This is a genomic window from Methylobacterium sp. ARG-1, assembly GCF_001262595.1.
In the GTDB taxonomy this organism is placed as follows: domain Bacteria; phylum Pseudomonadota; class Alphaproteobacteria; order Rhizobiales; family Beijerinckiaceae; genus Methylobacterium; species Methylobacterium brachiatum.
In genome coordinates this window covers 45098-57656 of the sequence record NZ_LHCD01000007.1, presented here as the reverse complement: position 1 = coordinate 57656, position 12559 = coordinate 45098, and the positions used below count along the sequence as shown (strand labels likewise).

Genomic DNA, 12559 nt, shown 5'->3' with positions numbered 1-12559 from the left:
CGGTCGCGTGTCGTGCGATCGCCCGATCGAGGAGAGGTCCGCATGGCGCTGTCCGAACCCGTCCACGCGATCCGCCGCCTGGGCGCCGCGGCGCAGATCGGCGCCATCGTGATGGCCGAGCAGGCGATCGACACCTATCTCGACGGTTGCCGCCGGCCCGACGACCGCGCGACTGCGCTCGACATCCTGCTGCGCGACCTCGCGCGGCTGCGGCTGCTCGAGCCTGATCTCGATGGCTTCATCGGCGAGGTCGAGCGCTACATCGATCTGCTGCACCGGGACCTGGCGCGCCGGGCCGCCTGAGATGGCCGGACAGCGGATCGGCCGGGTTCTGACCGCCGCCCTCATCGGCGTGTCGAACGCTGCCGCCGCCCGGGAGCTCGAGAAGGCCCCGACCGCAGCGGCGGTGATGGCGTGCCCGTCGAAGGGGCCGGGCTTCATGCGCCTGCCCGGGAGCGCGAGCTGCATCCGGGTGTCCGGGCGGGTGATCGCGGGCGCCGACCTGCGCCCGGGACACGGCGCCGGCGCAGTGGACCCGCCCGCGCTTGCCGGCCGCCTGGCGATCGACAACCGCGCCGACACCGATCTCGGCGAAGTCCGGACCTACGTGCGGATCGGCAACGGCCGGCGCTGAGCTGGGTCCTACAGATTCCGCGACAGAACCAGCGGCCCGCTGCGCACGCCGCGCCCGTACGGGGACGGGGCGGGGGCCTGCTTGCCGTAGCCCGACGGGACCTGCGCCCGGCCGATCTCGTCTGCCAGGGACTTGATCAGCCCCTCGGAGACGGATCGCGCGCTGTCGAGGACCGACTGGTTCGCCTCGACCGCCGCGGTAAAGCGGCGATGGGCGGCCCGCAGGGTTTCGACCCCGTCCGGATTGAAGCGCTTGAGCGCCACGGCATTGGCCTTGGCGACTTCGAGGCCCTGCATGTAGGCCGCGGCCAGGGCCGCCTTCGGCTCGGCCGCCGCCAGGCCCTCGCGCAGGCGCCCGGCCCGGACATGGGCGGCTTCCTCGGCCAGGATCGCCTCCAGCGCGGCCATGTTGGCGAGCACACCCCCGACCAGCGCCTCCGCGGTGACCCGGTCGCCGACGCGCAGCGGCTCAGCCCTTTGCATTGACGGCTCCATCGCTCGACGCGCCCTGCAGCTTCATGATCTCACGGAACACCGAATCGGCGATGCCGACGCCGCCGCTCTTCACGATCTGTCCTGCATATTCCTTGGTCAGCATCGAGCGGTAGACGCCGCCGCCGGTGCCGTTCTCGCCGAGCGGGCCCTCGGTCCCCTCCGACTGCATCATCCGGTCGAGGCTGTTCTCAAGGAACATCGACTCGAACTCGGTGGCGGTCTTGTGCGCCTTGGCGGTGCTGCCGGTCTTGAGGATGCCGTCGGACACGCTCGCGGCGATGGATTTCCCGACGCCGGCGGCCGCGGTGGCCGCGAAGTTGGCGAGTGGCAGCATGATTTGGCCCTCCTGTCCCAAAAATCACATCAGCTCGATATCGGCCTGGAGCGCCCCGGCGGTCTTGATCGCCTGGAGGATCGAGATCAGGTCGCGGGGGCCGACCCCGAGGGCGTTCAGCCCGTCGACCAGTTCGCGCAGGCTCACGCCCTCCTTGACGAGCGCCAGCTTGTTGCCGTCGCCGGTATCGACCTTCAGGCTGGTGCGCGGCACCACGGTGGTGCGCCCGTTGGATAGGGGCGCCGGCTGGCTCACCTGCGGCTGCTCGGAGATCGTGACCGTCAGGTTGCCCTGCGCGATCGCCACCGTGGAGACCCGCACGTCGCGGCCCATCACGATGATGCCGGAGCGCTCGTCGACCACGACCCGGGCGGTCTGGTCGGGCTCGACCTTCAGCTGCTCCACCTCTGTGATCAGCCGGATCATGTTGCCGTTGTACTTGGCCGGGATCTGGATCGTGACAGTGGCTGGATCGGTCGGCTCGGCCGTGTCGGCGCCCATGAAGTCGTTGATCGCCGCGGCGATCCGCTTCGAGGTGGTGAAATCTGGGTTGCGCAGGGACAGGCGCAGGGCGCGGGCATCGTTCAGCTTGAAGGCGATCTCGCGCTCGATATTGGCGCCGTTGGAGATGCGGCCGTTGGTCGGCACGCCCCGGGTGATCTTGGCGGCATCGCCCTCGGCGGAGAAGCCGGCGATCGCCACTGAGCCCTGCGCCAGGGCGTAGACCTCGCCGTCGGCGCCGAGCAGCGGCGTCACCAGCAGGGTGCCACCCTGGAGGGACTTGGCATCGCCCAGCGACGAGACCGTGACGTCGATGCGGGTGCCCTGCGCGGCGAAGGGCGGGAGGCTCGCCGTCACCATCACGGCGGCGAGGTTCTGGGTGCGCATGGTGGCACCCCGGGTGTTGACGCCGAGCCGCTCCAGCATCGCCTGCAGGGACTGCTTGGTGAACGGGATGTTGTTGAGCGTGTCGCCGGTGCCGTTGAGGCCGACCACGATGCCGTAGCCGACGAGCTGGTTCTGGCGCACGCCCTCGATCGAGGCGAGGTCCTTCACCCGCGACAGGGCCAGCGCCGGGGTGCCGGCGGCGGCCAGCAGCAGCGCGCCGACGACCAGCGCCACGAAGGCCGATGCGATGAGATGGAAAGGGTGGCTCGGGCGCATGCCGGGTTTTTCGAGGGTGAACGGACCTGCTCCCCTCCTGCCAGCCCCGTGCCAGCCGGACGTTTTGCCTAACTATCTGGCCGAATGGATCATTATTTGGCCGGTCAGCGTCGGGGTGGTTTGATCGACCGGCACCGAACATGCCGACCCGGCAGGTTCTGCCGCCCTGTTTACCGGCGCTTAACCCTGCCGGCCGAGTGTCCGGGAAGCGCAGGGGCGCCCGGAGCGACACGAACACGATCATGCGCGTCGAGACTCGCCAGCCGATCCAGAATGCCAGTGGCGTCGCGGCCAAGGCCCGGGTCGAGGGCGGTCGCGGCTTCAGCCTCGATGCGGCGCCGGCCTCCGCCTCGGGCACCGGCGCGCCGGCCGCGGCGGCGACCCTGGCCGGGCTCGACGCGGTGCTGCTGCTTCAGGGCGAAGCCGAGACCCCGCAGGAGCGCCGCCGCCGCGCGGCCAAGCGCGGCCACGACCTGCTCGACGGTCTCGACCGGCTCAAGGCCGCGCTCCTCGGCGGCCGCGTCGCCCCGCAGGATCTGCGCGCCATCGCCGGCCGCCTGGCCGAGCGCTCGGCCTCCTCGGGCGATCCGCGGCTCGACGCGCTCATGGGCGAGATCGAGCTGCGCGCCGCGGTGGAACTCGCCAAGCTGGAAGGCCGGCGCAGCGCATAGATATGACGGAGCGCTTGGCAGCCGCTATCCCGCCCGCCGCTTCGGCCCGGTGGGCAGCATCTGCGGCTCGCCCGGGCCGGTCTCGACCCCGAGATCCGGCACCGCGATGATCGGCGCGCCGCGCAGGTCCTTGCGGGTGACGATCGCGCCGCGCTCCTCGAGATAGGCCAGCATCCGCCGGGCGCGGCCGCCCGAGCTGGTACCGTAGGCATCGGCCAGCATCGCGTCGGTAGGGCAGGGGGCGCCCTCGATTGCTGCGCGGGCGACCACCAGGAACAGGCCGGCGAGGTCGTCCGGCAGGCCGGCCGCGATCTCCTGGGCCCGCTCCCAAGTGGAATTGTCGGCGACCGCGCCGCCCGCCTCGGCCCGGGCCACCGCGAGCCGGCGCTTGAATTCCGGCAGGCCCATCGTGTCGCCGCGCAGGCGGCGGATCCGGCAGCGGACGGTGAAATCCTGATAGAGCGTCGCGGGCGTGCAGGCGGCCGCGTCGGCATCGGCCAGGACCGAGGCCAGGACCTCGGCCAGCGCCGCCTCGCGGGCCTCCGGGTCCATCGGCTCCTCTTCGGGCTCCTCCGCCGGGGCCGGGGGGCGGTAGCTCGCCAGCTGGACGAGCACGTCCGGGGCCGCCACCGGGCGCGGCTTCGGCCGGGGCATCGGCGGCGCCAGGCTGTCGGCCGGGCTCGCCGTGAGGATCAGTGCCCGGGCATCCTCGGTTGGATCGGGGAGGGGGACGAGTACCGGCGACGAGCTGCGGCTCACCGTCAGGGTCGGACCCACCGCGATGGTCAGCGGGCGCCGCGACAAAGCCGGCCCGAGCGCCACGAAATGGCCCCGGGGCAGGTCGCGGAAGGTCTCGGCCTGGCGGCGCTCCAATCCGAGCAGGTCGGCGGCGCGGGCCATGTCGATGTCGAGGAAGGTCCGGCCCATCAGGAAGTTGGAGGCCTCGGCCGCCACGTTCTTGGCGAGCTTGGCGAGGCGCTGGGTGGCGATCACGCCGGCGAGCCCGCGCTTGCGGCCGCGGCACATCAGGTTGGTCATGGCGCCGAGCGACAGGCGGCGGGCCTCGTCCGACACCTCGCCGGCCGCCGCGGGGGCGAAGAGCTGCGCCTCGTCCACGGCCACCAGCATCGGATACCAATGGTCGCGGTCGGCGTCGAACAACCCGCCGAGGAACGCCGCGGCGGCGCGCATCTGCCCCTCGGCGTCGAGATTCTCCAGCGACAGCACCACCGAGACCCGGTGCGTGCGCACCCGGGCGGCGATGCGCTGGAGCGCGACGTCGTCGCCATCGGCCTCCACGACCACATGGCCGTAGCGGTCGGCGAGGCTGGCGAAATCGCCTTCCGGGTCAATCACCGCCTGCTGCACGAGCCCGGCGCTCTGCTCCAGCAGGCGTCGGAGCAGGTGCGACTTGCCCGAGCCCGAATTGCCCTGGACCAGGAGCCGGGTGGCCAAGAGTTCGGTGAGGTCGAGCAGCGCCGGCTGCCCGCCGGTCAGGCCGAGATCGATATCGGAACGCATGGTCGGTTCATAGCATGCCGGAGCCGGATCCGGGCCTCCCCCGGGCGCGCTGTCCACGTTTCCCGCGAGGCTGCCGCGCGGCTGCAATGTCGCGGCCGCGCTGGACCCGGACGCCGCCGCCCTGTAGGGGCCGCCCTCCCTCGAAACAAACCGGATTCCTCACGCGATGGCGGCCTGCGGCCTCGATTTCGGCACGTCGAACACCACCCTGGGGCATCTCGCACCGGCGGGACCCACCCTGCTGCCGCTGGAGGGCACGCATCGGACGATCCCCAGCGCGATCTTCTTCGAGCTCGGCCAGGAGCCGCTGATCGGCCGTGCCGCGACCGCGGCCTATGTCGACGGCCATGCCGGCCGGCTGATGCGCGGGCTGAAATCCGTGCTCGGCACGCCGCTCATGGACGAGGCGACCCCAGTCGGCCGGCAACGCCTGCGCCTGCGCGACATCATCGCCCGCTACCTCTCGGCCGTGAAAGTGCGAGCCGAAGCGGCCTGCGGGCAATCCCTCGACACCGTGGTCCACGGCCGGCCGGTGCATTTCGTCGACGGCGACCCGGAGGCCGACCGGCGGGCCGAGGACACGCTGCGCGACATCGCCCGGGACGTCGGGTTCCGCGAGGTCTCCTTCCAGTACGAGCCGATCGCCGCCGCTCTCGATTACGAGCGCCAGGTCCACGCGGAGGAGATCGCGCTGATCGCCGATATCGGCGGCGGCACCTCGGATTTCTCCATCGTGCGTCTCTCGCCCGAGCGGCGGGGCCGCCCGGACCGGGCCGGCGACATCCTGGCCAATGACGGCGTGCGCATCGGCGGCACCGATTTCGACCGGCAGCTCAGCCTCGGCACGGTGATGCCGCTGCTGGGCCTCGGCAGCCCGATGCGGCGCGGCGACCTCGCGGTGCCGAACGCCTATTACCACGACCTCGCCACCTGGTCGGCGATCAACCGCCTCTACAACGCCAAGACCCTGCGCGAGATCGACGAGGTGATCCGGGATTGCGCCAAGCCCGACCTCGTCGCACGCCTGCGTGCCGCGGTGGAGGGCGAGCGCGGCCACGCCCTGGCCGGGGCCGTGGAGGGCGCCAAGATCGCTGCTTCCGAGGCCGGCGCGACCGCGCTCGACCTCGGCCTGATCGAGCCGGGGCTGGCGGCCGAAGTGAGCCGCGACACCCTCTCGACACAGACCGGCGACCTCGCCCGGTCGGTCGCCGCCCGAATCGCCCGCTGCCTCGCCGAGGCCGAACTCGGGCCGGAGCGGATCGACGCCATGTTCCTCACCGGCGGCTCCACCGGCCTGCCGCATCTGCGCGCCGCGCTCACCGCCGCGCTGCCCGCGGCCCGGGTGGTGGAGGGCGACACGTTCGGGTCGGTGGGGCTGGGCCTGACTATCGAGGCGGGGCGGCGGGCGGGATGAGCCTCTGCGATTGACGGGCCCGCCGCGATCCCCGACAAGGCGGGCGCCTCGCGCCCGGAGAGACCGGCGGCCCATCCTTCCCCTCCGCGCCGCCCCGCCCGATGCTGTTCAACTCCTTCGTCTTCCTCCTCGCCTTCCTGCCGGCCGCGCTGATCCTGCACGCGCTGGTGGCGCGGGCAGTGCCGGCCTGGCGTCTGCCGCTGCTCGTCGTCCTGTCCTTCGTCTTCTACGGCTGGTGGGATGTGCGCTTCGTGCCGCTGCTCGTCGGCTCGATCCTGGCGAACTGGGCCGTGGCCCGCCTCTACCGGCGGCGGCCCGGGCGCTGGCTGATCCCGGGGGCGATCGCCGCCAACCTCGCCCTGCTCGGGCTGTTCAAGTATCTCGACTTCTTCGCCGACCTCGCCAACCTGATTCCGGGGCTGGAGGCGCCGCGGCTCGGGCTGGCCCTGCCGCTCGGCATCTCGTTCTTCACCTTCCACCACATCATGTATCTCGCCGACCTGCGGGCCGGCCGGGCGCCGGCCTTCGGGCTGACCAAGTACGCCCTCTACATCGCCTTCTTCCCGCAGGTTCTCGCCGGCCCGCTCGTGCGCTGGAGCGAGATCATGCACCAGTTCGACGAGCAGCCCTACGCGCGGCCCGACGCCGCCGAGCGCTTCGCCCGCGGATTGATGCTGCTTACGGTCGGTCTCGCCAAGAAGGTCTTTTTGGGCGACCCGCTCGCGGCCTACGTGAACCCGGTGTTCCAGGCGGCCGCCGCCGGCAAGGTCGTCACCGTCGCTGAGGCGTGGCAGGCGACCCTGGGCTTCACCTTCCAGATCTATTTCGACTTCTCCGGCTACACCGACATGGCGCTCGGCATCGCGCTGCTGTTCGGGCTGGTCCTGCCGCAGAATTTCGATGCGCCCTATCGCGCCACCTCGCTGCGGGACTTCTGGCGGCGCTGGCACATGACCCTGTCGCGGTTCCTGCGCGACTACCTCTACATCCCCATGGGCGGGAACCGGCGCGGCCTGCCGCGACAGGTCGGGGCGCTCGCCGCCACCATGACGCTGGGCGGCCTGTGGCACGGGGCGGGTCTGACGTTCCTGGCCTGGGGGGCCCTGCACGGGCTCGGCCTCGGCGCCGGGGTCCTGGCCCGACGGGCGCGCCTGAGCGTGCCGGCGCCCCTCGGCTGGCTGCTCACCATCCTGTTCGTGATGCTGACCTGGGTGCTGTTCCGGGCGACCAGCTTCGAGGCGGCGCTGCTGATCTTCAAGGGCCTGTTCGGCCTCGCGCCCCACGGATCGGGCTTCAAATGGCGCACCATCGCGGTGGCGGCCCTGGTCGCCACGATCGGCCCGACCGCCTGGGCGGCGGTGCACCGCCTGCCGCCCAAACGCATCCTGGCCTTCGGCTTCGCGCTCCTGTTCGTCGTCGTCCTCCTGAAGATCGGGGACGATGCGAACTACGAGTTCATCTACTTCCAGTTCTGAGGATGGCGCTCGCTCACCCCCCACAGGACCGGGCTTGGCGCGCTTTCGTCAGCACCGTGCTGCTGGCGATGGCCGGTCTGTTCGCGGCCTATCTCGGCCTGGCGGTTCTGGTCGACCCCTACGACACCGGCCGCTCGACCCTGTTGTCCCGCGGGGCCGTCCGCCCCCAGGGCCCGCGTACCGCCTCGGCGTCGCGCGGCCGCGACCCAGCCTATGCGGGAGCGGTGATCGGCAATTCCCACATCCAGCTGATCGAGCCTGCGGCCCTGACTCGGCTGACCGGCATCCCGTTCGTGCAGCTCTCGGTGCCGGCGACCGGCCCGTCCGAGCAATTCGCGCTGCTGGACTGGTATCTCAAGCACCACGCCAGACCGGAGGCGATCGTGCTCTCGTCCGACGCGTTCTGGTGCTCCGACGACCCGAGCTTCCCCAGCGAGCACGGCTTCCCGTACTGGCTGGTCGGCGACTGGCCCGCCTACCTCAAGGGCCTGCTGCGCTTCACCGCCGCGCAGGAGACGATCAACCGCCTCGGCTGGCTGCTGAACCCGCGCCGAAAGCAGGCCGCCGCCGACGGCTGGTGGGACTACGAGTCGAATTATCTGAGCCAGGGGTTCGGCCGCGACCCGGCCAAGAAGGCGGCGCTCGAACGTCCCGTCGGTCCGGAGCCCGAGCCGCATCACGGCGGCCCGTTCCCGGTCGGCGCCCGGCTGCGCGCCGAGCTGGCGCGGGTCCCGGCCGAGACCGCCGTGGTCCTGGTCTTCCCGCCCGTCTACGCCCGGGCCGAGCCGCCGGCCGGAAGCCCCCGGGCGGCGGCCGAGGCCGCGTGCCGCGCCGCGGTGCGCTCGGCGCTCGCCGTGCATCCGCTGAGCGCGGTCGTCGAGGGCCGCGACCGGCACCCGCAGGCCGCCGACCCCGATCTGTTCTTCGACCAGACCCATTATCGGCTGCCGCTCGCCCGATCGCTGACGGACGAGATCGCCGCGGCGATCGTCAGATTGCGCAAGCGTGCAGCAGAATAAGCCCTAGACCGTGGCTTGTTTGCCGCAGGTGCGAACGCATTCGAGACAAGTTCCGAGCCCTGCAACGCTGCGCGTTGTCGCGATTACGCACCTCGACTATACGGCACCTCACGTTATCGCCGCGCACCGGCCATCCCCTGGTGGGCGGTTATGATCCAGCGAGGGTGACGCATGGCGAAGGTGACGCTGGAGGACGGCTACGTCCCGTCCGACGACGAGCCCTTCATGAACGACCGGCAGCGCGAGTACTTCCGGCGCAAGCTCCTGAGCTGGAAGAGCGACATCCTGCGCGAGGCGCAGGACACGCTGGTCGCTCTGCAGAGCGAGAACGAGAACCACCCCGATTTGGCGGACCGCGCCTCGTCGGAGACCGACCGGGCGATCGAGCTGCGGGCCCGCGACCGGCAGCGCAAGCTCACCGGCAAGATCGACGCGGCCCTGGCCCGCCTCGAGGACGGGTCCTACGGCTTCTGCGAGGAGACCGGCGAGCCGATCTCGCTCCGCCGCCTCGACGCCCGGCCGATCGCGACCCTGTCGCTCGAAGCCCAGGAGCGGCACGAGCGCCGCGAGAAGGTCTATCGGGACGATTGAGGGGCGGTTCCGGCCCGGCGCCGGATCGCATTCCGTCGCGCGCCGCCCTTGTGCGTGCCGGGAAGCAACCGAGGGCGGCGCGCGATCCTGGCCTGCTTCGCCGCGCTTGCAATGACGGGCGCGACCTCGACCCGCCGCCCGGATTGTCCAATTGCGTCGCCTATTGCGTCAGCCGCAGCGCGCCAATGCTCGCCTGGATCTGCTTGAACGCCTTGATCAGGTCGTCCGAAGTGTTGGCCAGGTAGAACTGCCCCGGATTCGTGGCGCAGTTTCGCAGGAGCGTCTGTCCCGCGGCGTCGATCGGGTCCGAGGGGACGCTGAAGCCGATCGTGTAGATCGCGATGTTGACCGCCTTGGCGTTCCGGCAGGCCTCCGCCGTGAGGGCGTCCAGCGCGTTGCGGGCGGACGTCGTATCCTTCACGTTCTGGTTGGTGGGCGGCAGACGCAGGTTCGCGCTCGTGTCGTTGGCGTTCTGGAAATAACCGGCGGCGAAATAGAGCGATCCGGTGGGGGCGCTCGCGTTGGTCGACCAACTGTTGGTGCCGTCGGTCATCAGAATGATGATTTTGTTGATCGTCGTCGTATTCGAGGCGTTCGACGCCGATGCGTAGGCCGCGGGTGTGCTGGTTCCCGCGAAGACGCTCTTCGGTGAGAGCGTCCGCCAGCCCCACATGAAGCCCTCGTGGATGTTGGTCGCGCCCAGGGGCGCCATGTTGTTGATCAGGCCCTTCAGAGCGCCGGTGTCGCTCGTCAGAGGCAGGAGCGGCCTCGTGGTGCAGCCGAAATTTGGCCCGTTCGGGATCCCGAGATAGCTGTTGGACGTGGCGTTGCGGGGGCTGGTGTATTTGCAGGCACGACCGAGCGCGGCGTCGTACGACAAGCTCTTCACGGGGCAGGCGCCGCCGGAACTGCTGGTATCGTCGTCGATGTAGCTATTGTACGACCGATAGCTGCCGCTGTTGTCGCTGAAATCTCTGTATCCGCTGCTGGCGTCGCCCGGTTCGTCCGGTGAGAACAGGGGGACGAAGTAAGAATCCTTGTTCGCCGCTGTCGGCGCGCCGTCCTGGACGTTAAGCGGGTAAGGCAAGGTTTCCAGGCACCCCGCCCAGCCCCAGCCGGAATTGGCGGCCTGCAGCTTGGCGAAGATGTCGAACCGGCTGGCGAAGCCCGATCCGCCGGTAGACAGGACATTGGTCCAGTGGAGGCTGGATTTCCCGTTCTGGTCAATCCAGCCGGCATAGCGATTGGTCACCGGATCGACCGCCACGGCGCCGGCGAACGGCACGATCGAGACCCGGGTCGCGCTGGAGAAGGCCGCGTTGGTGTAGACGTAATTGACGAAGTCGGTGGCCGCGCCCTGCACCGCCTGCAGCTTCGATTGGCCGCCGCTCGAGGCTGCCATCGATCCGGTATTGTCGAGGACCAGCGCGATCTCGAAGGTCTTGGGCAGGGGCGTGGCGCATTGCGCGGTGGCGCCCGGGTTGATGCGGTTCGTCCCGGTCACCTTGCCGAAGAACACGGTCGAGAGCTTGTGGGCGGTCAGGGTGATCTGGCGCGGATTGCTGGTGATCGCCAGCGTGTCGACCACGAGGTCGGACGCTCCCATGGCGCCGTTCATCGCCGCCTGCGCCATCCGGTTGAGGTCGGCGTTCGAGGTGGTGAGCGGCGTCTGGCACAGGAGCAGCGCGGTCGCGTCGGTCGCGGCCTGCAGCTTGGTCTCCAGCCGGGTCGCGAAGCCGTAATCGATCGCCGCGCCGGTGAACATCAGCATCGGCACGCTCAGGAAGGCGAACAGAATCGCGACGTTGCCGCCGCGTTCCCGCGCGAAGCTCAACGACCCCGGCCGGCGGGCGCGATCAGAGTAACGGGGCATCGCATGCCTTCTGGGTGGTGCCCGGCAGAATGACCTCGGTGTAGGTGTTCGACCCGTAGGTCGTGCCGCCGCGGGTCGGCCACGGGACGGAGGCTGAGAGGGTGATCGTGTTGCCGACGCCCTTGACCAGCTTGACCAAGGCGGAGCCGATCATCGGCGTGTAGCTGATGCTCACCTCGGCCAGCACGTAGCGCATGCCCGAAGTCTGGTAGCCCGCAGGCACAAGGAGGTCGGTGGCGGTGCCCGTGGCCCGGGGCTTGGCGTTGCCGTTCGCCACGCTTGAGCAGACCTGCGGTAGGAGATTCAGCCGCTTCACGTCGACGCCCATCGCGCTGACGACGATCTGGACCTTGCTGGTGTCGAACGGGCGCATCACCTTGGCGGCGGAGGCGACGATGTCGGTCATCAGCGCCGGGCCGATCGGGTTCTGCGTGTCGCCCTGGGCGGTCAGGTCGGCGACGGTCCGGGCGAGCAAGGTCAGCTTGCGCCACTCGTCGATCGCGTGGGCGAGCTCGGTCATCCCGGCCCAGATCGCCAGCAGCACCGGCAGGATCACGGCAAATTCCGTGAGCGCGCTGCCGCGCCGGTCCCGGCGCAGCCGTGCCGTCCTGCGGACCAGGCGCTTCAGCACGGGTTCTGCCCGGCGACCTGGTAGGGCTCGGTCCGGAACACCGCCGTGGAGGTGAGCAGGCTCGATCCGGCGCCGGCACCGCTGGTGAACGCCTTGGTGGTGAGGCCCATCAGGTTGAACAGGGTCGGGAACTGCACCGCCGCGGTCACGATCACGATCGTGCCGGGCTTGGCGCAGGCGTAGTTCGAGCCGAACCCGGCGGTCCAGGTGCCCGTGGTGGCGTTGACCGGCGTTGCGGCGCTGGCACCGGCCATCGTACCGGCGGTGGACACGTCGATCTTGACGGCCTGGCAGTTGAACACCGTCGGGATGGTGGCGGTGCCGGTGCCGCACATCGTGTTCTTCAGCGCCGCCAGCATCGTGGCAGCGTCGGTCTGCGCGGCATTGGCGTTCTGGAACTGCCCGGTGAAGATCGACCGGACCGCGTTCTGCAGGGCGCGGTCGAAATTCTGGGTCGCCCAGATCTGGAACGCGATCTGGAAGACCGCGCCGACCAGCGCCAGGAACGGCAGCACCACCAGAGCGAATTCCACCGCGGCCGCGCCGCCCACATCCCGCCGCAGGCGCGTCAGGAGGCAACCTGAGGTGGGTTTCTCTCGTGGAACTATTTGTACTCGTTGAGTCATTGACTCAGATTGCCGCACGAAAACCCTGTGATGCCGTCATATGCGGGCAATCTTTTGCAAAACACTTAATCCGACCAAGCAGATCACGATAAGTTCAAGTATTCTACTTGGG

Annotated in this window: 14 protein-coding genes; 7 read left to right on the top strand and 7 right to left on the bottom strand. The window is 70.1% G+C overall.

The window, feature by feature from the left end:
- Positions 1 to 42: 42 nt before the first annotated feature.
- The gene (locus AKJ13_RS09615) at positions 43 to 303 is read left to right on the top strand and encodes a hypothetical protein (RefSeq protein ID WP_050733133.1); all 261 of its coding nucleotides are present in this window, start codon (positions 43 to 45) and stop codon (positions 301 to 303) included.
- 1 nt (position 304) lies between these two features.
- Positions 305 to 634, top strand: coding sequence for a hypothetical protein (locus AKJ13_RS09610; protein ID WP_050733132.1), 330 nt, complete (start codon positions 305 to 307; stop codon positions 632 to 634).
- Between the two features lie 8 nt (positions 635 to 642).
- On the opposite strand, the gene AKJ13_RS09605 is transcribed toward AKJ13_RS09610, so the two are convergent.
- The 3 genes from AKJ13_RS09605 to AKJ13_RS09595 are packed head-to-tail and all read right to left on the bottom strand — an operon-like array spanning position 643 to position 2626.
- On the bottom strand, positions 643 to 1116 hold the full coding sequence (locus AKJ13_RS09605; protein WP_050733131.1) for a hypothetical protein: 474 nt from the start codon (positions 1114 to 1116) through the stop codon (positions 643 to 645).
- Positions 1103 to 1462: a rod-binding protein gene (locus AKJ13_RS09600; protein WP_007566429.1), complete on the bottom strand. Its 360-nt coding sequence runs from the start codon at positions 1460 to 1462 to the stop codon at positions 1103 to 1105. The genes AKJ13_RS09605 and AKJ13_RS09600 overlap by 14 nt, the downstream gene beginning before the upstream one ends.
- Before the next feature lie 24 nt (positions 1463 to 1486).
- A complete protein-coding gene (locus tag AKJ13_RS09595; protein ID WP_050733130.1) occupies positions 1487 to 2626 on the bottom strand; it encodes a flagellar basal body P-ring protein FlgI in 1140 nt (379 codons plus the stop codon).
- A gap of 242 nt (positions 2627 to 2868) precedes the next feature.
- Between AKJ13_RS09595 and AKJ13_RS09590 the strand changes: the two genes are divergently transcribed.
- Positions 2869 to 3297 carry a flagellar assembly protein FliX gene (locus AKJ13_RS09590; RefSeq protein WP_050733129.1) on the top strand — a complete coding sequence of 143 codons (429 nt, stop codon included), beginning with the start codon at positions 2869 to 2871 and terminating at the stop codon, positions 3295 to 3297.
- Between the two features lie 24 nt (positions 3298 to 3321).
- Here the strand turns inward: AKJ13_RS09590 and AKJ13_RS09585 are convergent, their stop codons facing one another.
- Entirely contained in the window at positions 3322 to 4818 is a 1497-nt protein-coding gene (locus AKJ13_RS09585; protein ID WP_050733128.1) for an ATP-binding protein, read from the bottom strand.
- Positions 4819 to 4984: 166 nt separating this feature from the next.
- Between AKJ13_RS09585 and AKJ13_RS09580 the strand changes: the two genes are divergently transcribed.
- The 4 genes from AKJ13_RS09580 (at position 4985) to dksA (ending at position 9317) form a co-directional block, all read left to right on the top strand.
- The gene (locus AKJ13_RS09580; RefSeq protein ID WP_050733127.1) at positions 4985 to 6232 is read left to right on the top strand and encodes an Hsp70 family protein; all 1248 of its coding nucleotides are present in this window, start codon (positions 4985 to 4987) and stop codon (positions 6230 to 6232) included.
- A 101-nt stretch (positions 6233 to 6333) separates the two neighbouring features.
- Complete coding sequence (locus AKJ13_RS09575) at positions 6334 to 7707, top strand: MBOAT family O-acyltransferase (protein WP_050733126.1); 1374 nt, start codon at positions 6334 to 6336, stop codon at positions 7705 to 7707.
- Positions 7708 to 7709: 2 nt separating this feature from the next.
- The gene (locus AKJ13_RS09570; RefSeq protein WP_050733125.1) at positions 7710 to 8726 is read left to right on the top strand and encodes a hypothetical protein; all 1017 of its coding nucleotides are present in this window, start codon (positions 7710 to 7712) and stop codon (positions 8724 to 8726) included.
- A 171-nt stretch (positions 8727 to 8897) separates the two neighbouring features.
- Complete coding sequence (gene dksA / locus AKJ13_RS09565) at positions 8898 to 9317, top strand: RNA polymerase-binding protein DksA (protein ID WP_050733124.1); 420 nt, start codon at positions 8898 to 8900, stop codon at positions 9315 to 9317.
- 160 nt (positions 9318 to 9477) lie between these two features.
- On the opposite strand, the gene AKJ13_RS09560 is transcribed toward dksA, so the two are convergent.
- From AKJ13_RS09560 to AKJ13_RS09550, 3 genes are read right to left on the bottom strand one after another with little or no spacing between them, the layout of a single operon-like run.
- Positions 9478 to 11190 carry a TadE/TadG family type IV pilus assembly protein gene (locus AKJ13_RS09560; RefSeq protein WP_050733123.1) on the bottom strand — a complete coding sequence of 571 codons (1713 nt, stop codon included), beginning with the start codon at positions 11188 to 11190 and terminating at the stop codon, positions 9478 to 9480.
- The gene (locus AKJ13_RS09555; protein ID WP_050733122.1) at positions 11174 to 11821 is read right to left on the bottom strand and encodes a TadE/TadG family type IV pilus assembly protein; all 648 of its coding nucleotides are present in this window, start codon (positions 11819 to 11821) and stop codon (positions 11174 to 11176) included. The genes AKJ13_RS09560 and AKJ13_RS09555 overlap by 17 nt, the downstream gene beginning before the upstream one ends.
- A complete protein-coding gene (locus AKJ13_RS09550; RefSeq protein ID WP_050733223.1) occupies positions 11815 to 12354 on the bottom strand; it encodes a TadE/TadG family type IV pilus assembly protein in 540 nt (179 codons plus the stop codon). The genes AKJ13_RS09555 and AKJ13_RS09550 overlap by 7 nt, the downstream gene beginning before the upstream one ends.
- Positions 12355 to 12559: the final 205 nt, after the last annotated feature.

Coding starts and splice junctions, on each gene's coding strand:
- AKJ13_RS09560 (WP_050733123.1), bottom strand. CDS start 11,190: ATGCCCCGTTACTCTGATCGCGCCCGCCGGCCGGGGTCGTTGAGCTTC.
- AKJ13_RS09600 (WP_007566429.1), bottom strand. CDS start 1,462: ATGCTGCCACTCGCCAACTTCGCGGCCACCGCGGCCGCCGGCGTCGGG.
- dksA (WP_050733124.1), top strand. CDS start 8,898: ATGGCGAAGGTGACGCTGGAGGACGGCTACGTCCCGTCCGACGACGAG.
- AKJ13_RS09595 (WP_050733130.1), bottom strand. CDS start 2,626: ATGCGCCCGAGCCACCCTTTCCATCTCATCGCATCGGCCTTCGTGGCG.
- AKJ13_RS09585 (WP_050733128.1), bottom strand. CDS start 4,818: ATGCGTTCCGATATCGATCTCGGCCTGACCGGCGGGCAGCCGGCGCTG.
- AKJ13_RS09615 (WP_050733133.1), top strand. CDS start 43: ATGGCGCTGTCCGAACCCGTCCACGCGATCCGCCGCCTGGGCGCCGCG.
- AKJ13_RS09605 (WP_050733131.1), bottom strand. CDS start 1,116: ATGCAAAGGGCTGAGCCGCTGCGCGTCGGCGACCGGGTCACCGCGGAG.
- AKJ13_RS09570 (WP_050733125.1), top strand. CDS start 7,710: ATGGCGCTCGCTCACCCCCCACAGGACCGGGCTTGGCGCGCTTTCGTC.
- AKJ13_RS09590 (WP_050733129.1), top strand. CDS start 2,869: ATGCGCGTCGAGACTCGCCAGCCGATCCAGAATGCCAGTGGCGTCGCG.
- AKJ13_RS09580 (WP_050733127.1), top strand. CDS start 4,985: ATGGCGGCCTGCGGCCTCGATTTCGGCACGTCGAACACCACCCTGGGG.
- AKJ13_RS09575 (WP_050733126.1), top strand. CDS start 6,334: ATGCTGTTCAACTCCTTCGTCTTCCTCCTCGCCTTCCTGCCGGCCGCG.
- AKJ13_RS09610 (WP_050733132.1), top strand. CDS start 305: ATGGCCGGACAGCGGATCGGCCGGGTTCTGACCGCCGCCCTCATCGGC.